The organism is Actinotalea soli, from assembly GCF_017565425.1.
Taxonomy (GTDB): domain Bacteria; phylum Actinomycetota; class Actinomycetes; order Actinomycetales; family Cellulomonadaceae; genus Actinotalea; species Actinotalea soli.
In genome coordinates this window covers 70924-90924 of sequence record NZ_JAGEMK010000011.1, presented here as the reverse complement: position 1 = coordinate 90924, position 20001 = coordinate 70924, and the positions used below count along the sequence as shown (strand labels likewise).

The 20001-nt window shown below is 74.3% G+C and carries 19 protein-coding genes; 11 read left to right on the top strand and 8 right to left on the bottom strand.

Features of this window, described 5'->3' with window-relative positions; genetic code table 11:
- Nucleotides 1–2: 2 nt before the first annotated feature.
- Both J4G33_RS15950 and J4G33_RS15945 read right to left on the bottom strand, forming a co-directional pair.
- On the bottom strand, nucleotides 3–470 hold the full coding sequence (locus tag J4G33_RS15950) for a type III secretion system chaperone family protein (protein WP_208056977.1): 468 nt from the start codon (nucleotides 468–470) through the stop codon (nucleotides 3–5).
- Complete coding sequence (locus J4G33_RS15945) at nucleotides 467–1039, bottom strand: type III secretion system chaperone family protein (RefSeq protein ID WP_208056976.1); 573 nt, start codon at nucleotides 1037–1039, stop codon at nucleotides 467–469. Before J4G33_RS15945 ends, J4G33_RS15950 begins: the two co-directional genes overlap by 4 nt.
- Nucleotides 1040–1110: 71 nt before the next feature.
- Between J4G33_RS15945 and J4G33_RS15940 the strand changes: the two genes are divergently transcribed.
- The 3 genes from J4G33_RS15940 to dapF are packed head-to-tail and all read left to right on the top strand — an operon-like array spanning nucleotide 1111 to nucleotide 3790.
- Complete coding sequence (locus J4G33_RS15940) at nucleotides 1111–1848, top strand: class III extradiol ring-cleavage dioxygenase family protein (protein ID WP_208056975.1); 738 nt, start codon at nucleotides 1111–1113, stop codon at nucleotides 1846–1848.
- Nucleotides 1845–2810, top strand: a complete 966-nt coding sequence (miaA, locus tag J4G33_RS15935) for a tRNA (adenosine(37)-N6)-dimethylallyltransferase MiaA (protein WP_208056974.1) — start codon at nucleotides 1845–1847, stop codon at nucleotides 2808–2810. Before J4G33_RS15940 ends, miaA begins: the two co-directional genes overlap by 4 nt.
- Nucleotides 2807–3790: a diaminopimelate epimerase gene (dapF, locus tag J4G33_RS15930; RefSeq protein WP_208056973.1), complete on the top strand. Its 984-nt coding sequence runs from the start codon at nucleotides 2807–2809 to the stop codon at nucleotides 3788–3790. Before miaA ends, dapF begins: the two co-directional genes overlap by 4 nt.
- A gap of 19 nt (nucleotides 3791–3809) precedes the next feature.
- Here the strand turns inward: dapF and J4G33_RS15925 are convergent, their stop codons facing one another.
- Nucleotides 3810–4355: a class I SAM-dependent methyltransferase gene (locus J4G33_RS15925; protein WP_208057022.1), complete on the bottom strand. Its 546-nt coding sequence runs from the start codon at nucleotides 4353–4355 to the stop codon at nucleotides 3810–3812.
- 174 nt (nucleotides 4356–4529) lie between these two features.
- On the opposite strand from J4G33_RS15925, the gene hflX reads away from it, so the two are divergent.
- From hflX to J4G33_RS15910, 3 genes are all read left to right on the top strand, one after another.
- Complete coding sequence (gene hflX, locus J4G33_RS15920; RefSeq protein ID WP_208056972.1) at nucleotides 4530–6059, top strand: GTPase HflX; 1530 nt, start codon at nucleotides 4530–4532, stop codon at nucleotides 6057–6059.
- A 46-nt stretch (nucleotides 6060–6105) separates the two neighbouring features.
- Nucleotides 6106–8325 (top strand): ATP-dependent DNA helicase, encoded by a 2220-nt coding sequence (locus tag J4G33_RS15915; protein ID WP_307793962.1) that lies wholly within the window; start codon nucleotides 6106–6108, stop codon nucleotides 8323–8325.
- Nucleotides 8326–8397: 72 nt separating this feature from the next.
- Entirely contained in the window at nucleotides 8398–9426 is a 1029-nt protein-coding gene (locus J4G33_RS15910; protein ID WP_208056971.1) for an L-lactate dehydrogenase, read from the top strand.
- A gap of 25 nt (nucleotides 9427–9451) precedes the next feature.
- Here the strand turns inward: J4G33_RS15910 and lexA are convergent, their stop codons facing one another.
- Complete coding sequence (gene lexA / locus J4G33_RS15905; protein WP_307793968.1) at nucleotides 9452–10141, bottom strand: transcriptional repressor LexA; 690 nt, start codon at nucleotides 10139–10141, stop codon at nucleotides 9452–9454.
- 262 nt (nucleotides 10142–10403) lie between these two features.
- Here lexA and J4G33_RS15900 point away from each other — a divergent pair, with 262 nt between their 5' ends.
- The 3 genes from J4G33_RS15900 to J4G33_RS15890 all read left to right on the top strand — a co-directional run bounded on the left by J4G33_RS15900 (nucleotide 10404) and on the right by J4G33_RS15890 (nucleotide 12101).
- Nucleotides 10404–10847 (top strand): LysM peptidoglycan-binding domain-containing protein, encoded by a 444-nt coding sequence (locus J4G33_RS15900; protein WP_208056970.1) that lies wholly within the window; start codon nucleotides 10404–10406, stop codon nucleotides 10845–10847.
- A 134-nt stretch (nucleotides 10848–10981) separates the two neighbouring features.
- A complete protein-coding gene (gene nrdR, locus J4G33_RS15895) occupies nucleotides 10982–11473 on the top strand; it encodes a transcriptional regulator NrdR (RefSeq protein ID WP_208056969.1) in 492 nt (163 codons plus the stop codon).
- Nucleotides 11474–11558: 85 nt separating this feature from the next.
- Nucleotides 11559–12101, top strand: coding sequence for a hypothetical protein (locus tag J4G33_RS15890; protein ID WP_208056968.1), 543 nt, complete (start codon nucleotides 11559–11561; stop codon nucleotides 12099–12101).
- 21 nt (nucleotides 12102–12122) lie between these two features.
- On the opposite strand, the gene J4G33_RS15885 is transcribed toward J4G33_RS15890, so the two are convergent.
- Together J4G33_RS15885 and mgrA are read right to left on the bottom strand one after the other, a co-directional pair.
- Nucleotides 12123–13877: an AMP-binding protein gene (locus J4G33_RS15885; protein ID WP_208056967.1), complete on the bottom strand. Its 1755-nt coding sequence runs from the start codon at nucleotides 13875–13877 to the stop codon at nucleotides 12123–12125.
- Nucleotides 13878–13950: 73 nt separating this feature from the next.
- The gene (gene mgrA, locus J4G33_RS15880; RefSeq protein ID WP_208056966.1) at nucleotides 13951–15006 is read right to left on the bottom strand and encodes an L-glyceraldehyde 3-phosphate reductase; all 1056 of its coding nucleotides are present in this window, start codon (nucleotides 15004–15006) and stop codon (nucleotides 13951–13953) included.
- Nucleotides 15007–15109: 103 nt separating this feature from the next.
- On the opposite strand from mgrA, the gene J4G33_RS15875 reads away from it, so the two are divergent.
- A complete protein-coding gene (locus tag J4G33_RS15875; RefSeq protein ID WP_208056965.1) occupies nucleotides 15110–15304 on the top strand; it encodes a DUF5302 domain-containing protein in 195 nt (64 codons plus the stop codon).
- A gap of 61 nt (nucleotides 15305–15365) precedes the next feature.
- Here J4G33_RS15875 and serA read toward each other — a convergent pair whose 3' ends face one another.
- Nucleotides 15366–16562 (bottom strand): phosphoglycerate dehydrogenase, encoded by a 1197-nt coding sequence (gene serA / locus J4G33_RS15870; protein ID WP_208056964.1) that lies wholly within the window; start codon nucleotides 16560–16562, stop codon nucleotides 15366–15368.
- Between the two features lie 158 nt (nucleotides 16563–16720).
- On the opposite strand from serA, the gene J4G33_RS17890 reads away from it, so the two are divergent.
- Complete coding sequence (locus J4G33_RS17890) at nucleotides 16721–17596, top strand: matrixin family metalloprotease (RefSeq protein WP_208056963.1); 876 nt, start codon at nucleotides 16721–16723, stop codon at nucleotides 17594–17596.
- A gap of 40 nt (nucleotides 17597–17636) precedes the next feature.
- Here J4G33_RS17890 and J4G33_RS15860 read toward each other — a convergent pair whose 3' ends face one another.
- On the bottom strand, nucleotides 17637–19886 hold the full coding sequence (locus J4G33_RS15860) for a HelD family protein (RefSeq protein ID WP_208056962.1): 2250 nt from the start codon (nucleotides 19884–19886) through the stop codon (nucleotides 17637–17639).
- Nucleotides 19887–20001 lie beyond the last annotated feature (115 nt).

Genomic DNA, 20001 nt, shown 5'->3' with positions numbered 1-20001 from the left:
GCTCAGTCCTCCGGGACCAGGCCGCCGAGGGCCGCGAAGAACTGCACACCCGTGCCCAGTCCGCAGGCCACGAGCTGGCCCAGCTGGTCGTCGGTCACACCGTGCTCGAGGTCGACCGAGACCTCGGTGTAGAGGGCAGACCCCTCGTCCTCGTCGCGCAGGTAGACCTTGGGCCAGATGCGCTCGCGGTTCCAGTCGTTGACCGCGAGCAGCGCCGCGGCCCGGCGGTGCGCGGGCAGGGTGCGGTGCCACCGGCCACGGACCTGGAGGATCTCGTGCTGCTCTCCCAGGAGCAGGAACCAGAACCTGTCACCGTCCCAGGTGCCGGTCAGGTCCCCGTCCTCGTCGTGGGCGACGTGGTACCCGCGCCCGACGAGGTAGGCCTCGACCCGGGACAGGTCGACCGGGGAGGGTCGGCGTGCGGCCTGGTCGGCCCCCGTGGCTTCCCGCCCACGGCCGGGGGCGCTCACGGTGCTGCCGCCGCGGGGTCCGGGTACAGCTCGTCGAGCAGGTCGAAGACGGTGCTCGAGGCGCTCACGCCGCAGTGCAGGAGCTGGCCCAGCTGGTCGTCGGTGGCACCGTGCTCGAGGTCCGTCGACACCTCGCAGGTCACGTGCACCATGCCGTCGTCGCGGACCCGCACGTAGGCCTTGGGCCAGACGCGCTCCGCGTTCCACTCGTTGCACACCTCGAGCACCTCGGTCAGGCGCTCGATCGCGAACTCCCGGTTCCACTGCCCACGGACCTGGAGGATCTCCTGGCGCTCGCCGAACAGGAAGAAGTAGAAGAGCCTTCCGCGCCACAGGCCGCCCACGTCGCCGTCGTTGTCGACGAAGTACGTGTAGCCGTGCTCGGCGAACCAGGCGCACAGTCGCTCGCGGGACAGCGGCGTGGTCAGGCCGTCCTCGGACCGTTGGTCGGGTGCCTGACGGTCCGGGGCCCCGAGCAGCCCGGCCATCGGCCGTCCGCCCTGCCGTGCGTCGTCCTCACGCACCGCGGGGGTGTCGCGCACGCGTCGTACCCAGGAGAAGAACCCCATCGGAGCACCCTACTCGGTCCCACCGGGACGGTGCCGGGCGTCCGCGGGGCTCGGGCCGGTAGCGTCTGGGGGTGCTCGTCGCCGCTGCCCTCGTGCCTGAGTCCGCCCTGCTGGTGCCCGGGGGCGCCGGTCGTGCCACGGTGCTCGAGGTCGAGCGCCAGGCGTGCCTCGAGGCGATCGGGGCGCTCACCGCCGCCCGGCCCGCACAGGTCGTCGTCGTCAGCCCTCGGCGCCACGGCGGAGGGCTCGCCGCGGCGGGGATCGACCCGTCCATCGCCGCCGAGGGCCTCGGCGCTCCCGGTGCCGCCCCCGTGGCCCTCGGCTCGGGCGGAGACGTCGGGACAGCGGTCGCGTCCTGGGGCCTCGCCCGGGTGGGCTGGCGTGGACCGGTCGAGCTGGCCCCGCCCCTCGAGGGGGATGCGGCGGCGCTGGCCGGCCTCGGGCGGAGGCTGGCGGGTCGGCCCGACCCCGACCCCGCTGCCCGGACGGCGCTCCTGCTCGTCGGCTCGCTGAGTGCCCGCCGCGGGCCCCGCGCCCCGTTGCCCGAGGACCCTCGCGCCCCCGGGACCGACGTCCGCCTCGCGGCCGATCTCGTGACCCTCGACGGTCCCGCCCGGGCGCGCCTGGCCGCGGTCCCTGCCGAGGAGGCGACGGCGCTCGCGGTGAGCGCCTGGGCCCCCTGGCAGGTGCTGCTCGGCGCGGTGGGCGACGCCCCGTGGCGCGGGCGCCTGCATCTGGACGCCGCGCCCTGGGGTGCCGGCTACCTCGTCGTGGACTGGACGCCCGGCGGCGGGACGGGGGCCCCGTGAGCGGCGCACCCCAGGTCGTGGCGGTGGTGGGACCCACCGCGACCGGGAAGTCCGACCTCGGGCTGGCCCTGGCCGAGCACCTGGGCGGGGAGGTGATCAACGCCGACGCCATGCAGCTCTACCGCGGGATGGACATCGGCACGGCCAAGCTCGCCCTCGCCGAGCGCCGAGGGGTCCCGCACCACCAGCTCGACGTCCTCGACGTGGCCGAGGACGCCTCGGTCGCGTCCTACCAGCGGCACGCCAGGGCGGACCTCGCCGCGGTCCTGGCCAGGGGACGCCGCCCCGTCGTCGTCGGCGGCTCGGGGCTCTACGTCCGAGCCCTGCTGGACCGCCTGACCTTCCCGCCCGCCGACGAGGCGGTGCGGGCGGCGCTCGAGGGGCGCGCCCGCGAGCACGGCCCGGGACTGCTGCACGACGAGCTGCGCGCGGCGGACCCCGCGGCGGCGGACCGCATCGAGCGGGCGAACACGCGCAGGATCGTCCGCGCCCTCGAGGTGATCACCCTGACCGGTCGTCCCTACAGCGCGACCCTGCCCGAGCACGTGTACGAGGCGCCGGCCGTCCAGCTGGGCCTGGACTGCGACCGTGCGCTGCTCGACGGGCGGATCGAGCAGAGGGTCGAGCGGATGTGGGAGCGGGGTCTGGTCGCCGAGGTCCGAGCGCTCGCCGGGCCCGGGTTCGACGGTCTCGGGCGGACCGCGGCGAGGGCCGTCGGGTACGCCGAGGGGCTCGCCGTGCTGCGGGGCGACATGACCGAGGTCGAGGCGCGCGCGGCGGTGGCCGCAGGGACGCGCCGGCTCGCGCGCAAGCAGATGGGCTGGTTCGGCCGGGACCCCCGCGTGCACTGGCTCGACGCTCAGGCCACCGACCTCGTCGAGCAGGCCCTCGACCTCGTCGGACGGGCAGACCGCGGCATGCTGCCTGACCCCGGGGGCCGTCGCCGTACCCTCGGCTCATGAGCTCCACGACGGTGAAGGCCACGACGACCCTCGGCCCCGGACCGCATCTGCGGGTCGCGAAGGGGCACGGCACCGAGAACGACTTCGTCCTGCTGCACGACCCCGACGGCCAGGTCGACCTGACCCCCGCCCTCGTGCGAGGCCTCGCGGACCGTCGCGCCGGACTGGGGGGAGACGGGGTCATCCGGCTGGTGCGCAGCACCCGTCTCGCCGAGGGGGCAGACGCCCTGGCCGAGGACCCGTCCGCCGTGTGGTTCATGGACTACCGCAACGGGGACGGGACCCTCGCCGAGATGTGCGGCAACGGAGTGCGCGTCGCGGCCCTGTTCGCCGAGCGCCTCGGTCTGTGGGACGGCACCGGGGCCCTCGCTCTCGCGACCCGCGCCGGGGTGCGCCGCGTGCACAGCGACCCGCAGGGCAGCGGCTGGTACGCCGTGGACATGGGCGGCTGGACCATGCCCGGGGGGGCCGGGGCGGCGGCCCGGGGGATGGACGCCGAGGTCGAGGTCCCAGGCCTCCCCGTGGTGCGCCCGGCGCTGAGCATCGACGTCGGCAACCCGCACACGGTCCTGGCCCTGGCCGATGCCGCCGAGCTCGCGGCCGCGGACCTGACCCGGCCGCCGGTCGTCACCCCGACCCCCCTCGCGGGGACCAACGTCGAGCTCGTGGTGCCCCTCGGCGAGGAGACAGGGCCCGACGGCGAGGTCGTCGGCCGGCTCCGGATGCGGGTGCACGAGCGTGGGGTGGGGGAGACCCGCTCGTGCGGGACGGGGGCCTGCGCGGCCGCGATGGCGGTGCGGACCTGGGCCGGGGCCGAGGCCCCGTCGACCTGGCTGGTCGAGGTCCCGGGGGGCACCGTGCGGGTGAGAGCCCTGCCCGGGGGGCGGGTCGAGCTGGCCGGTCCTGCGCGTCTGGTCGCCGACGGCGAGGTCGACCTCGAGGCTCTCGTCCGGGACGCGGCGGCGAGGCCCTCCGTCTGAGGCCCCCGCCCGGGTGGGGTCAGCCCCGGGCGGAGACCCGCAGGACCCGGAACCCCTTGGCGCTCGCGACCCGTTCGACGTCGGTGCCGAGCCTCTCGGCGATCCAGCGCTGGAGGGAGTCCGCGCCCAGGTTGCGCTGCACCACCAGGTGCGCGCTCGCGTCCTCCTCGAGCCGCGGCAGCCACTGCTCGAGCATCGCGTGCAGGGCCGGCTTGCCGATGCGGATCGGGGGGTTCGACCACACCGCCGCGAAGGCCACCTCGGGCACCTCGTCGGGGCGGACCGCGCGGAGGTTGGTCAGCCCGAGGCGGGCGGCTGTGCCGCGCAGCAGGTCCACGGCCCGTGCGTTGACGTCGACCGCCCACACGGTCGCCTCGGGGGAGGTGAGGGCCATCGTCAGGCCGACCGGGCCCCAGCCGCAGCCGAGGTCGAGCAGGTGACCGCCCGCCGGGAGGGGCGGCACGCTGCGGAGCAGGACCTGGGTGCCGAGGTCGAGCCGTCCCGGGGAGAAGATGCCGGGAGCGGTGTCGACCACCACCTCGCGGCCGGCCAGGTGGACCGACATGGTCCGGCGCTCGTCGGCCGAGGCGGGCTCGGCGGTGAAGTAGTGGTCCTCGGGAGGAGGTCCTGGCTCGGGCACGGCGCGCACTCTACCGGCCCCGGTCGTCCGCTGTGCGAGGAATTGCCTCGCCGCACGCCCCGCCGCGTGCCACCCTGGGACTCCCGACGAGAGGTGCCGATGACCGACCCGACGACCGACCCCGCCCCGGCTGACCTGGACGACCAGGACGGCGTGGACCGCCAGCGCGAGGCCCGCGAGCTCGCCGACGCCGTCGTGGCGCGCGTGCTGGCCCGAGCGGGCACGGCCCTCGACCTCGGCGGGACCCGCCTCTCCGAGAGCGACGGTGACCAGCTCGACCGGGCCGACCGTGCCGCCCTGCGCCGCGTCGCGGGCCTGTCGACCGAGCTCGACGACGTCACCGAGGTCGAGTACCGGCAGCTGCGCCTCGAGAAGGTCGTGCTCGCAGGCATCTGGACCAGGGGCACCGCCGAGGAGGCCGAGGTCTCGTTGCGCGAGCTCGCCGCCCTCGCCGAGACCGCCGGCTCGCAGGTCCTCGACGGCGTCCTGCAGCGACGGCAGAACCCCGACCCGGGGACCTACCTCGGCTCGGGCAAGGCCGCCGAGCTCGCCGAGATCGTCCAGGCCACCGGGGCCGACACCGTCATCATCGACGCGGACCTGGCGCCCTCGCAGCGCCGTGCCCTCGAGGACATCGTGCGCATCAAGGTCATCGACCGCACCGCGCTGATCCTCGACATCTTCGCCCAGCACGCCAAGTCCCGGGAGGGCAAGGCCCAGGTCGAGCTCGCCCAGCTCGAGTACCTGCTGCCGCGCCTGCGCGGCTGGGGCGAGTCGATGTCCCGCCAGGCCGGTGGGCGGGTCGCCGCCGGTGCCGGGATCGGGTCCCGCGGCCCGGGGGAGACCAAGATCGAGCTCGACCGCCGTCGGATCCGTACCCGGATGTCCAAGCTGCGGCGCGAGATCGCAGCGATGACCCCGGCGCGGGCCACGCAACGCTCCTCGCGCCGGCGGCGGCACGTTCCCTCGGTCGCGATCGCGGGGTACACCAACGCCGGCAAGTCGAGCCTCCTGAACCGGCTCACCGGGGCCGGGGTGCTGGTCGAGAACGCGCTGTTCGCAACCCTCGACCCGACCGTGCGCCGGGCGCAGACCCCGGACGGCCGTGACTACACCCTGGCCGACACCGTGGGGTTCGTCCGCTCCCTGCCGACCCAGCTGGTCGAGGCGTTCCGCTCGACCCTCGAGGAGGTGGGCGAGTCCGACCTGCTGCTCCACGTCGTCGACGTCTCCCACCCGGACCCAGAGGGGCAGATCGCGGCCGTGCGCGCCGTCCTCGCCGAGATCGAGGGGGTCGACGACGTCCCGGAGCTCATCGTGCTCAACAAGGCCGACGTCGCCGACCCCGAGGTCGTCGCCCGGCTGCGCCGTCGGGAGCCGCGCTCTGTCGTGGTCTCGGCCTACACCGGCGCGGGGATCGACGACCTGCGCGAGCGCGTCGCGGCCGAGCTGCCGCGCCCTGAGGAGCTCGTCGAGGTCGTCGTCCCCTACGGCCGCGGTGACCTCGTGAGCCGTGTGCACAGCGAGGGCGAGATCCACACCGAGCGGCACCTGGAGGCCGGGACGGCTCTGCGCGCCCTGGTCGACCCGGATCTCGCCGCAGAGCTGCGTTCCGCCTCGGTGGCCTGACCCGGCACGACCTCGGGCGTCCCCACGAGCGCCTAGGCTTCCCCGGGTGACAGCGCGCCCGGACCCGGATCCCTCGGAGAGCCCGGCCGACGGCGTCCCCGGGACGAGGCCTTCCGAGCGGAGCTCCTCCGAGGCGGCGCCCGGGACAGCCGGGGCGCCGCCCGTCCTCCAGCTGCTCGACCAGGCGGTCGGTGCCCTCGGCGGGCGGCCCCGTGAGGGGCAGCAGCAGATGGCCAGTGCCGTCGCGCAGGCGATCGAGCACCGTGAGCACCTGCTCGTCCAGGCGGGCACCGGGACCGGCAAGTCGCTCGGCTACCTCGTCCCGGCCGTGCGGCACGCGGTCCTGGCCGACGAGCGGGTGGTCGTCTCGACCGCGACCCTCGCGCTGCAGCGCCAGGTCATGACCCGTGACCTCCCGCTCGTCGCGCAGGCCGTGACCCCGTCCCTGCCCCGCGAGCCCCAGATCGCCCTGCTCAAGGGGTGGCACAACTACGTGTGCGCCCAGAAGGTCGCGGGCGGCTACCCCCAGGACGAGCCTGGGACGCTCTTCGACGCGGCCTTCGGTGAGGCGCCCGGCGCCGCGGACCACCCGGGCGGCGAGGCCGACCGGGACGGGGCCGGCACGCTCGGGCGTCAGGTGGTGCGCCTGCGCGAGTGGGCCCAGGAGACCGCCACCGGAGACCGCGACGACTGCGTCCCCGGGGTCTCGGACCGGGCCTGGCGGCAGGTCTCGGTCACGGCCATGGAGTGCCTGGGGCCCAGGTGCCCGATGATCGAGGAGTGCTTCCCCGAGCAGGCCCGCGCCAGGGCCCGCGAGGCGGACGTGGTCGTCACGAACCACGCGATGCTGGGGATCGCCGCCGGGGGCTCGCCCGGGGTGCTTCCCGAGCACGAGGTGCTCGTCGTCGACGAGGCCCACGAGCTCGCCGAGCGGGTCACCGCCCAGGCCACCGTCGAGCTGTCCGCCGTGAGCATCGAGCAGGCCGCACGTCTGGCGCGTCGGCACGGCGGCGTCCTCACCACCGACCTCGACGCGGCGGGTCAGGGGCTCGGGGCCGTGCTCGCGGGCCTCCCGGAAGGGCGCCTGCGCGGAGGGCTGCCGGCGGACGTGGCCATGGCCGTCGACGCGGTGCGCGACGCGGCACGCGGGCTGATGACAGCGCTGCGCCCCGAGGGCGGCACTCCCGACCCCGCTGCGGGCGGTGGGCTCAAGCTGGCGACCTCGGCCGTGCTGGCGCTGTTCGAGATCGCCGAGCGGATGGGGGGCGACGCCGCGCAGGACGGGCGTGACGTGCTGTGGTGCGCCCGGGGTGAGCAGCACGGGCGGCCTGGTGCGACGCGTCTGCACGGTGCACCGCTCGCCGTCTCAGGCCTCGTCCGGTCGCACCTGCTGACGGGGCGCACCGCCGTGCTGACCTCGGCGACGCTCGCCCTCGGGGGGAGCTTCCTGCCCCTGGCCCGCGCCGTCGGGCTCGACCCCGAGGAGCTGCGGGGGGATGCGGACGAGGCCCCTCCCGCCCGCGCTGCCGCGCCACCGGACCCGCAGGCCGTCCGGCCATGGCGGGGGCTGGACGTCGGGAGCCCCTTCGACTACCCCCGCAGCGCGATCCTCTACGTGGCCAAACACCTGTCCACGCCGGGGCGGGGCGGTACCGCGACCGACCAGCTCGACGAGATCGAGGCCCTCGTCCGCGCGGCTGGTGGTGCCACGCTGGGACTGTTCTCCTCACGTCGCGGGGCCGAGGCAGCCACGGAGGCGATGCGCGAACGGCTGCCCTTCCCGGTCCTGTGCCAGGGGGACGACCAGCTCCCTACCCTCGTGCGCGCCTTCCAGGAGGACGAGCCGACCTGCCTGTTCGGCACGCTCTCCCTGTGGCAGGGGGTCGACGTGCCCGGACCGGCGTGCCGGCTCGTGCTCATCGATCGGATCCCGTTCCCGCGCCCCGACGACCCCGTCCGCTCCGCGCGGGCCGAGAGCGTGGACTCCGCGGGCGGCAACGGCTTCATGGCCGTCTCGGCCACGCACGCAGCCCTGCTCCTGGCTCAGGGCTCGGGGCGGCTGGTGCGCAGCGACACCGACCGCGGCGTCGTCGCGGTGCTGGACCCGCGCCTCGCCACCGCGCGGTACGGGGCCTTCCTCACCCGGTCGATGCCGCCGTTCTGGACCACCACGGATCCCGCCGTGGCGCGGGGGGCCCTGACGAGGCTCGCGGGAGCGGCGCGAGCGGGGGTGGCTGACGCCGCACCCGCGGTCCCCGGGCCGTAGGGTGGCTGCGGAGCACACGTGGCACGCGCTCGGTCCGCGGACCGGTGGCGCGGACGAGGGAAAGGGGACGCGATGACGGCGGAGCACGCGGACAGGGCGGCCGGGGCCGTCGAGGGCACGGTGCGTGGGGCGATCGAGCCCCGACGGACCACCCGGCTCGCGGTGGTCGGCGCTGGCAGCGTCGGCGCGACGATGGCCTACGCGGCCCTGATGCGTGGCGCCGCGCGCAGCGTGGCCCTGTACGACATCAACGCGGCCAAGGTCGAGGCCGAGGCCCTCGACATCGGCCACGGGATCCAGTTCATGCCCATGGCTGACGTGACGGGTTCGGACGACATCGCGGTGTGCTCGGGTGCCGACGTCGTCGTCGTGACCGCCGGGGCCAAGCAGCGGCCCGACCAGTCCCGTCTCGACCTCGCCGAGGCCACGGTGGGGCTGGTGCGCAAGATCATGCCTCAGCTCGTCGAGGTCGCACCGAACGCCGTCTACGTCATGGTCACCAACCCGGTGGACATCGTGACCTACGCGGCTCTCAAGGTCTCGGGTCTCCCGCCCCACCAGCTCTTCGGCTCGGGGACGGTGCTCGACTCCTCGCGGCTGCGCTACCTCCTGGCCCAGCACACCGGGGTCGCCGTGCAGAACATCCACGCGTACATCGCGGGAGAGCACGGGGACAGCGAGATCCCGCTGTGGAGCTCGGCCTCGATCGGCTCGGTACCTCTGACCGAGTGGCCGGGGATGCCCGGCCCCGACGGTCCCGTCGGTCGTCTGGGTGCGGCCGACCGCGAGCGCATCGCCGAGGAGGTCGTGAACTCCGCGTACCGCATCATCGCGGGCAAGGGCGCGACCAACTACGCGGTGGCCCTCGCCGGCTCGCGCATCATCGAGGCGGTCCTCAACGACGAGCGACGCATCCTGCCGGTCTCCTCGCTCCTCGACGACTACAAGGGCATCTCCGACGTGTGTCTCTCGGTGCCCTCGGTCGTCGGGTCGACGGGGGTCGGCGCGCGCCTCGACATCGCGATGTCCCGCGAGGAGCACGAGGGCCTGCGTCGCTCGGCGGACGCCGTGCGCGCGGTCGCGCGTCGGTTCGGCCTCTGAGCCCGGGCCGCCGCAGACCGACGCGTCAGAGGCTCCGCAGGACGCTCACGACCCGCCCGAGCACGACGGCGTCGTCGCCGGGGATCGGGGCGTAGGACGAGTTCTGCGGGAGCAGCCACACGTGCCCGTCGGTGCGTCGCAGCGTCTTGACGGTCGCCTCGCCGTCGATCATCGCGGCCACGATCTCGCCGTTCTCCGCGACGGGCTGTCGCCGCACGACGACCCAGTCGCCGTCGCAGATCGCAGCCTCGACCATCGAGTCCCCGACGACCTTGAGCAGGAAGAGGTCGCCCTCGCCCACGAGCTGGCGGGGTAGCGGGAAGACGTCCTCGACGACCTGGTCGGCCAGGATGGGGCCGCCGGCGGCGATACGGCCGACCACGGGGACGTAGGAGGGGGCGGGCGCGTCGTCCCCGGGGGCGAGCTGCTCCTCGCCGAAGGACGCGAGGGGGCTGATGGCCCGCGAGTCGTCAGGGTGGACGACCTCGATGGCCCGCGGCCGGTTCGGGTCGCGTCGCAGGTAGCCCTTGCGCTCGAGGGCCGTGAGCTGGTGCTTGACCGACGAGGGGCTCGTGAGCCCGACGGCCTCGCCGATCTCCCGCATGCTCGGGGGGTACCCCCGCTGCTCGACGCTCGCTCGGATGGTCTCGAGGACGAGGCGCTGACGGGTGGTGAGCCCGTCCCCGTCCGCCGGGCCGTCGGGCAGGGCGTGCACGGACGCGACACCGTCGGAGCCTCCGGACGGGGTTCTGCTCGGTGCCACGACATGACCTCCTGCGACGGGCCCGCGGACCTGGTCTGCGAAGGGACGCGGACTCCGTGTCAGTGGGCGGTGGTGTGCTGTCCAACACCGGTCAGCCTAGGGCGGACCGTGCCACGGATCAAACACCTGTTCGAGCGTGTCTCGACATCTGCGGAGGATCCGTGCTACACATCGTACAGATGTTCGACGAACAGACGTTCGAAGGAGGCAGACCATGACCGTCATCGCGTGGAGCGTTCAGGACGAGCTGACCGCGCTCGGCCGACACCGTGATGTGCGTGGAGCCCAGGGGCCTCGCCACAGCTCGCGCCCTCGGGCCGTCCAGGTTCCTCGGGCCGGGATGGCGCGGTCCGCGGGCCAGGAGCCCGCGGTGCGCCTCACGGCGCGCGGCCGCGTCGTCGTGGTGCTCGCGAGCATCCTCGTCGGCCTCGGCGCGCTCGTCGTCGGTCAGTCGGCTGCGGCCGAGGGCCCGGGCGTCGCGGTCCCGGTCACGACGCACGTCGTCGCACCGGGGGAGACGCTGTGGGGCATCGCAGGTGCGGTCGCCGAGCCCGGGCAGGACCTCCGCGAGGTCGTGGACGAGCTCATCGCGGTCAACGAGCTCTCGGGCGCTGGTCTCACGGCCGGGCAGCGCATCGTGGTGCCGGTCGCTGGATGACCCCGACCCCGGGGCTCGTCCTTGCACCGTTGCAGGTGGAGCCGTACGGTGTCGCACGACCTGGCCCGGTGTGTTGAACGCGCTGAGACCGGCCGGGCGAGGCGCGGGCGCGTCCCGCGACACCAGGAGGTTCGGTGCACTGCCCATTCTGTCGGCATGGAGACTCGCGGGTCGTCGACTCACGGACCGCTGACGACGGTTCCTCGATCCGTCGACGCCGGCAGTGCCCCGAGTGTGGCCGGCGGTTCACCACGATCGAGACCGCGAGCCTGTCGGTGGTCAAGCGGTCGGGGGTGACCGAACCCTTCAGCCGGGAGAAGATCGTCAACGGGGTCCGGAAGGCCTGCCAGGGTCGGCCGGTCAGCGAGGACGACCTGGCGCTGCTCGCGCAGCGGGTCGAGGAGAACCTCCGCGGGACGGGAAGCGCCGAGCTCGACGCCCACGAGATCGGGTTGTCGATCCTCGGTCCGCTCCGTGAGCTGGACGAGGTCGCGTACCTGCGCTTCGCGAGCGTCTACCAGGCCTTCGACTCCCTCGAGGACTTCGAGGCCTCCATCACGGTGCTGCGCGCCGAGCGTGCTGAGAACCTGGACGACGTGACCTCGGAGTCTGACGCCAAGGCCTGAGCGGCAGCGTGGTGCGGCGCTCCCCCGCTGGAGAACCGTGGCCCTGGGTTGGCGGCGGGCCGGGGTCGGTGTGAGGCTGGGTGCCATGGCAACCGAGGACGCACCCCTGGTTCACGACGAGCGCGACGGCGAGTCGGCGTCGATCGACCGTCGCCTCCTCGCGGTCTATCTGAACGACCACCTCGCGGGCTCGGTGGCCGGCGCGCGCCGGCTGCGGCGCACGGCTGACACGTTGCAGAGGTCCCCGGTGGCCGCCGGCCTCGACCGCGTCGCTCGCGAGGTCGCGGCCGAGAAGGACGAGCTCGACGAGATGCTCGAGGCCTGGGGTGTCACCCAGGCGTTGCCCAAGCAGGCTCTGGCGTGGCTGGGCGAGCGCGTGTCGAGGATCAAGGCCGCACGGAGCCAGATGCGCAGCTCGCCCACGACCACCTTGCTCGAGGTCGAGCTCTTGCGTAGCGCGGTCGTCGGGAAGCGCGGGCTCTGGCAGACGCTCATCGATCTCGCCCCGGCCCTCGACGTCGACCGCTCACGGATGGTCGAGCTGCTCGAGCAGACGGACCGCCAGGTCATCATCCTCGACGAGGTGCACGCCTTCGTCCGCGTGCGAGCCCTGCGCGCCGTGCGCTGACTCCGGCGCACGGCGTCGACGTCATGGCCCGGGCGTGGGCTGGTTCTCGTCCTGGTGGTCCGTGGCGCCGCGGCGGCTGAGCACCTGCTCACGCACGACCCTGCGCAGCACCTTGCCGATCTGCGACCGCGGCAGCTCGGCCATGACGACCAGCTCGCGGGGGTGCGCGTAGCGGGCCAGACGTTGCTCGCTCCATGCGCGGACAGCGGCCATCTCCACGCGGGTCGCCCCCTCGGCGAGGACGACCGCGGCGACGACCTTCTCGCCCAGGTCGCCCCCGGGGACGCCGATGACCGCGACGTCCTGGATCTCGGGCATGGCCCGGAGGTGCTCCTCGACCTGGGAGGGGTAGACGTTGAACCCACCGGTGATGATGACCTCCTTGATGCGGTCCACGAGGCGGACGAACTCGTCCTCCTCCACGACGACCACGTCACCGGTGCGGATCCACGTGCGGCCGTCGATCTCGACCAGCGTGGCGGCGCTCTCCTCGGGCCGGTTCCAGTAGCCGTCGAAGACCTGCGGCCCGGAGATCAGCAGCTCACCACGCTCCCCGCGCGGGACCTCGCGGGTGGGGTCCTCCGGATCGACCACCCGGATGGTGGTCGAGGGAAAGGGGAGGCCGAGGGTGCCGGGTCGCCGGTCCGCGGACATCGGGCTGCCGAGGGCGACCGGGGAGGTCTCGGTCATGCCGTAGCCCTCGACCAGCAGACCGCCGGTGACGGTCTCCCACCGTCGAGCCGTCTCGGCCGGGAGCGCCATGGCCCCCGAGATGGCCCCGGTGATCGAGGTCAGGTCGGCGCCGGTCCGTTCGGCGGCCTCGGCGAGCCTCTCGAACATCGGCGGGACACCGGGCATGAAGGTGGCGGGACGCCGTCGCTGGGCGGCGAGCACGGTGTCGACGTCGAAGCGCGGGAACACCACCACGGTCGCGGCGATCCGCACCGCGTAGGTCAGGCACAGGGTCAGACCGAAGGCGTGGAAGAAGGGCAGTGCGGCGTACACGGTCTCGGTCGCCTCGCCGTGCTGCGTCCAGGCCTGGCCCTGGGCGGCGTTGACGGCGAGGTGTCGGTGACGCAGGACGGCCCCCTTAGGGGTCCCCGTGGTCCCGCCGGTGTACTGCAGCAGAGCCACGTCCTCGACCTCGGGGTGGGGGTGGCCGGCGGGCAACGGGCGAGCGCGGCGGACCAGCCGGTCCCAGCGCAGCACCCCGGCGTCCCGCGGCACCCGAGACCGCATGCTGGCGCGGGTGCGTCGGGCCGCGGCGACGGGCAGCTGCAGGGCCACGCGCTTGATCGCCGGGAGGTCGGCGCTCAGGTCGATCGCCACGACGGTCCGCACGGCGGTGCGGGGGAGGGCCTCGAGCACGGGGGCCACTGCCTTCTCCCAGCAGAGGGCGACGACGGCCCCGCTGTCCGCGAGCTGGTGGGCCAGCTCGTCGCTGGTGTAGGTCGGGTTGTGCTCGACGACGACGGCGCCCAGGCGCAGCACCGCGTAGAAGGCGACGACGTGGGTCGCCGAGTTCGGCAGGACCAGAGCGACCCTGTCGCCGGGCCGGACGCCGAGGGAGTGCAAGGCGCCTGCAGCTCGGTCGACCCGGCGCTGGAGGGCCCCGTAGGTCGTGACCGCGCCCATGAAGTCCGTCGCCACGCGGCTCGGGTGCTCGGCGGCGGCGCGGGCGAGGGCCGCGGTGACCGGCGCGTCGGGCAGCGGGAGGTCAGGGGGGACCCCGTCGGCGTAGGAGGAGATCCACGGGCGGTCGTCGGAGGTGCTCACCGGGCCAGCCTAGGTTACGGCGACGTAGGTTACGCAGTCGTAGGTCCGGGGGCCCCGTCACGGCCCCCGGTGGTCACAGGTCGCTCGAGCGCTCCGCCCAGAGGTTGATCCCCGCGTCGATCGCGTGCTCGTCGATCGCGACGAGCTCCTCGGCGTCGAGGGTGGGGTGGTCGAGGGCGGCGAGGTTCTCGTCCAGCTGCTCGGGGCTGCTGGCCCCCAGGAGCACGGACGTGACCCGGGGATCGCGCAGGGCCCAGGTGAGAGCCATCTGCGCGAGGCTCTGGCCGCGTCGCCGTGCGATCTCGTCCAGGGCTCGCACGTGACCGAGGGTGTCCTCGCGCAGGAAGGCCGGAGGGAGCGAACCCTCCCGAGCCGCACGGGACCCGGCGGGGACCCCGTCCAGGTACTTCCCGGTGAGCATGCCCTGGGCCAGCGGTGAGAAGACCACCGCCCCGAGCCCTGCCTCGTCGAGCACGTCGAGCAGGCAGGCCCCGTCCGCCTCGGCGGAGGGCTCCTCGATCCACCGGTTGAGCATCGAGTAGGACGGCTGGTGCACCAGCAGCCGCAACCCGATCTGGTCGGCGACCGCCAGGGCCTCGCGGGTGCGCCGGGCGCTGTAGGAGGAGATCCCGGCGTACAGGGCCCGCCCGGACTCGACGGCGGTCCGCAACGCGCCGAGGGTCTCCTCGAGGGGGGTGGTCGGGTCGAAGCGGTGGCTGTAGAAGATGTCCACCGTGTCGAGGCCCAGGCGGGCGAGCGACTGGTCGAGCGAGGCGAGCAGGTACTTGCGTGAGCCGTGCTCTCCGTAGGGTCCGGGCCACATCCGGTACCCGGCCTTGGTCGAGATGACGAGCTCGTCGCGTAGCCCCCGCAGGTCAGAGGCCAGCAGGCGGCCCAGGTTCGCCTCGGCGGAGCCAGGAGGGGGCCCGTAGTTGTTGGCGAGGTCGAGGTGGGTCACCCCGCGGTCGATCGCGCGCAGGACGACGGCCCGCTGGGTGGCGAAGGGGTCCGCGGCCCCGAAGTTCTGCCAGAGGCCGAGCGAGATCGCCGGGAGGTCCAGGCCTGAGCGACCCGCCCGGCGATAGGTCATGGTGTCGTAGCGGGACGAGGCCGGGCGGTGGGGCTGCATGCTGGTGACGGTAGCGCCGAGAATGGCCTGGCGTCCTGCCCGACCAGGGGTCACCCTGGGGTCGACGGTCGCGCCCGGCGCCCGCGGAGCAGGAGGTCGCGAGATGACGCAGCCCGATCAGCAGGACCAGGACGGGACCCAGGAGCCCCAGGACGCCAAGGCGCGGTTCCGTGAGGCCCTGGACCGCAAGAAGGACCAGCAGCACCGGTCGGCGGACGGTCGCCGGAACACGGGCAGCGTGCACGGCTCGGAGACCACCGGGCCGGCGCAGCGCACCTTCCGGCGCAAGACCGGCTGAGCGTCCGGGCACGGAGCGCACGGCAGCAGGAGGTGCGCGCGGCGGGTCTGGTGCCCCGGGGTCAGGAGAGCAGGCGGAGCCGGATCGTCTGGTCCATGGTCTCGAGCTCCTTGCACAGCTCAGGGGCCAGGCCCGATCCGACGTCGGTCACCACGTAGCCGAGGTCGCCCCGGGTGGCCAGGAGCTGGGCGTCGATGTTGACGCCGTGCTCGGCCAGGGTGCGGTTGATCCCGGCGAGAACCCCCGGGGTGTTGTGGTGCAGGTGCACCAGGCGATGGGCCCCGGTCCGGGCGTCGAGGGCGAGGTTCGGCAGGTTCACGCTGAGCATCGTCGAGCCGTGCGCGAGGTAGTCGCGGAGCTTGTTCGAGACGAACTGCCCGATCGCCTCCTGGGCCTCCTCGGTCGAGCCGCCGACGTGCGGCGTCAGGATGACGTTGGGCAGGCCGCGCAGGTCGGACTCGAACGGGTCGCCGCGACGCTTCGGCTCCTCGGGGAAGACGTCGACGGCGGCCCCGGCGATCCGCCCGGTGAGGATCTCGTCCCGCAGGGCGGCGTAGTCCACGACGAAGCCGCGGGACAGGTTGAGGAAGACCGAGCCGGGTCGCATGCGACCGAACTGGCGGGACCCGAAGAGCCCCGCGTTGCCACCGCGTCCGTCGACGTGCAAGGTCACCACGTCGGCGACCTCGAGCAGCTCGTCGAGGCTCTCCAGGCGTCGGGCGTTGCCGAGGGCGAGCTTCTCGGCCGAGTCGTAGAAGACCACCGACATGCCCAGCGCCTCGGCGAGGACCGAGAGCTGGGTGCCGATGTTCCCGTACCCCACGATGCCGAGGGTCCGGCCGCGGACCTCGTGCGCACCGTCGGCCGACTTGTCCCAGATCCCGGCGTGCAGGGCACGGTCCCGCTCGGTCAGACGTCGGGTGAGGGCGATGATCTCCGCGAGGGTCAGCTCGACCACCGACCGTGTGTTCGAGAACGGCGCGTTGAAGGCCGCGACCCCCCGGACGGCCGCCGCGCCGAGATCGATCTGGTTCGTGCCGATGCAGTAGGCGCCGATCGCGAGGAGGTCCGGCGCGTTCTCGAGGACGCGCTCGGTGACCTGGGTCTTGGAGCGGATGCCGAGGAGCTGGACGCCCTGGAGGGCGGCGATGAGCTCGTCCTCGTCGAGGGCGCCGCCCCGGGTCGCGACGTCGATCCCGTCGGCCCCCAGGATCGAGGTGGCCAGGGGATGCAGGTTCTCCAGCAGCAGGGCTCGCACGGGCCTATCGTGGCCCTCTCGGCCCTGCGCACCAAAACGAGCCCGACAGGCGGGACGTCGCGGTCGCGTTGGGCCGTCCGGGTGCTCGTGCTCCCGCCGACGGCGGCTCAGGGCCCGTCCGGCGGGCTGTCGACCCCGCCCGGTGCCATGATCCAGAGGTGGACGTCATCTCCCGGCGCGAGCACCGTCGCTCGCGCCGACTGCTGCGGCAGATGGACCGCGCTGCCGGTCGCCGTCGCCGCGCCCGCGGCCGTCAGGTGCTGGGCGGGCTCGTGGCGGTCGTCCTCGTGGTGCTCGCGGGGGCGCACCTGACCGGGACGGACCTCGTCGACCTCGTCCGGCCTCGCGCCTACGTCGAGGTCGACGGGCGGGCCGTGGCGGTCCCACGACCGGTCCCCGCCGAGGGTCGGTTGCTTCCCGAGGTCGCCGTGACCACGGAGGGGGCCCACGCCTTCCTCCACGTCGACGACGAGGGGAACCCGGTCGGCTACGACCCGTGCCGACCGGTCGAGTACGTGGTGCGGGAGGACGGGGCGCCCCGGTCCGGGACCGCCCTGATCGAGGAGGCGGTGTCGATCCTGTCCCTCGCCAGCGGCCTCGAGATCGTCGACGCGGGGACCACCGACGAGGCCCCCGTCATGGACCGTCCGCTCATCCAGCCGGAGCGCTACGGCGAGGCCTGGGCACCGGTCCTGATCGCGTGGTCCGACGAGTCCGAGCTGCCCGAGCTCGAAGGCCAGGTCGCCGGGGTCGGCGGCTCGGCGGCGGTCCCGGGGGCCGACGGACGGGGCCGGTGGCTCGCCGCGGGACGGGTGGCCCTCGACGCCCCCGACATCGAGGGCCTCCTCGCGCGGAGCGGCGGCCACGCCGAGGCTCGGGCGATCGTCGTCCACGAGCTCGCGCACGTCCTGGGCCTGGACCACGTGGACGACACGACCGAGCTCATGCACCCGATCACCTCGGCGCGCACCGACCTGGGGCCGGGGGACCTCCAAGGTCTCGCCCTCCTCGGTCAGGTCGAGTGCCAACCCTGAGCGCAGGACCTCAGAGCACGGAGCCTCCCGGCACGGCCGCTCAGAACCCGGCGGGGAGCCCCCGTGAGGTGAGGACGCGCAGAGCCTGGGTGGGTCGGGTCATCGCGACGTAGAGGTCGCCGGGGGAGCTCTCGAGCACCAGCGCCGGCTCGGCGAGGAGCACGACGTCGAACTCGAGTCCCTTCGCCTCGCGCGGGGTCAGGACCGCGAGCCGGGCGTCGAGCGGGGAGCCCTGCCCGGGGGGGAGCAGGTCGTGCGCCGCCGGGCTCGCGGCGAGGGCCTCGCGGAGCCCGTCGACCAGCGTGGGTGGGGCGACGACGGCGACGCGACCTGCCTCGGGGTCGTTCGTGGTCCCGACCGCGGCGAGGGCCCGCTGGGCAGAGGCGACGACGGCAGCCTCGAGCCCTGCGGCGGTGACGCGCTCCACCTCGAGGGCACCAGGGACGGACCGGGCCGAGGTCAGCGAGGTCACCGGGAGGCCAGCCGCCCGGGCGACCTCCTGCGCGGCCTCGGCCACGGCGGCCGGGGTCCGGTAGTTGACCGTGAGCTCGGTCAGACGCCACGAGCCCCGCATGACCGGGTCCAGGGCCTGCGCCCAGCTGCGCGCCCCAGCGGCCGCGGCCGTCTGGGCGACGTCGCCGACGATGGTCAGCGATCGCGTCGGGCAGCGACGCAGGACCATGCGCCACGCCATCGGCGACAGCTCCTGGGCCTCGTCGACGACGACGTGCCCGTAGGTCCACGAACGATCCGAGGCGGCGCGCTCTGCCGTCGTGAGGGAAGGCCCGCTGTGCGCGAAGCGGTCGGCGAGGACCTCGGCGCTCACCAGCCCGCGCCCGGCCCCCGAGGACTGGAGCACCTGTCGTGCGTAGTCGAGCTCCTCCTGACGGCGCCGCGCGTCGGCAGCTGCCCGGGCCCGCTCGGCCTGGTCGTCCTCTCCCAGCAGCTCGGCCGCCTCGTCGAGGAGGGGGACGTCGGCGACCGTCCAGCCGTGGTCGGCGGGTCGCCGCAGCAGCTCGCGCTCGGCCCGGGACAGCTCAGGGGCTGCGGCCTCGAGCCGCGCCGGCTTCGCGAGGAGGTCGGAGATGAGGCCCTGAGGGGTGAGGGGCATCCAGGCCAGGTTGAGGGCGATCCGCACCTCGCGCGTGGTCCGCAGCTCCTCGAGGATCTCGGCACGGTCCTCGGGGGGCACGGGCGACCCGAGCTGCTCGACGTACTGCGCAGCGAGGCGGCCCAGCATCTCGCGGACGAAGACGACCCGCGCCAGGTTGTGCGGCTTGTTCGAGCGTCTGGCCTTGGCGATCGCCTCGCGCACGTCCCGCGGGCGGACCGTGACCTGCCGACCCTCGACCCGCACCGTGGTCGGCCCCGCGGGCACGCGCTGGCGCTGGCGCACCGCACGCTCGACGACGCGTCCCATGCCGAGCCGGCCCTTGATCTCGGCGACCGCGTCGGGCTCGAGGGCGCGGACCTCGACGCCGGGCACGAGGTCGGCGATCGTCGACGTCACGACCCCCGTCTCGCCCAGCGAGGGGAGCACCTGGTCGATGTAGCGCAGGAAGACGCGGCTGGGCCCCAGGAGGAGCACGCCGGAACGTTCGAGGGTGCGGCGGTGGGCGTACAGGAGGTAGGCGGCCCGGTGCAGCGCGACGGCGGTCTTGCCCGTGCCCGGCCCTCCCTGGACCACGAGGGCGCCGGCGAGGTCGGAGCGGATCACCGCGTCCTGCTCGGCCTGGATGGTCGCGACGATGTCACCCATCCGGCCGGTCCGACCGGCCGCGAGGGCGGCGAGCAGCGCGCCTTCGCCCGAGAGGCTCGCCAGGGCGCCGTCCTCGGCCTCGGCCAGCGCGTCGAGGTCCAGGACCTCGTCCTCGAGGCCGGTCACGGTCCGGCCCCGGGTCACCAGGTGACGCCGCCGGACGACCCCGTCGGGCCGGGCGGCGGTGGCACGGTAGAAGGCCTGGGCGGCAGGGGCTCGCCAGTCGGTCAGCAGCGAGGAGTGCTCGGCGTCGGTCAGCCCGATCCGCCCGATGTACCGGCCGGTCCCGTCGGTCAGGTCGAGGCGACCGAAGCACAGCCGCTGCTCGACGGCGTCGAGCTGGGCGAGGCGGTCCTCGTAGAGCGTCGCGAAGGCGTCGCGCTCCGAGCGGTTCTGAGGCGACCCGGAGGGTCCCACCCTGCGGGTCCGGGCGAGCCGGGCGGCGGCCTGGTCACGCAGCGCGTCGAGCCGGGCATACCGGACGTCGACCGCCTCCTGCTCCTCGCGGAGCTGGTCCTGCCTGCCTGTCACGGGGCCCCCTGGGTCGACGCGTGGTGCGGGTGCGGCCGTCCATTATCTGCCCTCGGCGCGCTCCGTGGTGCCGACACGGCCGCGCGCGCCGCGGAGCCGCGCCGCGGACCCGCCC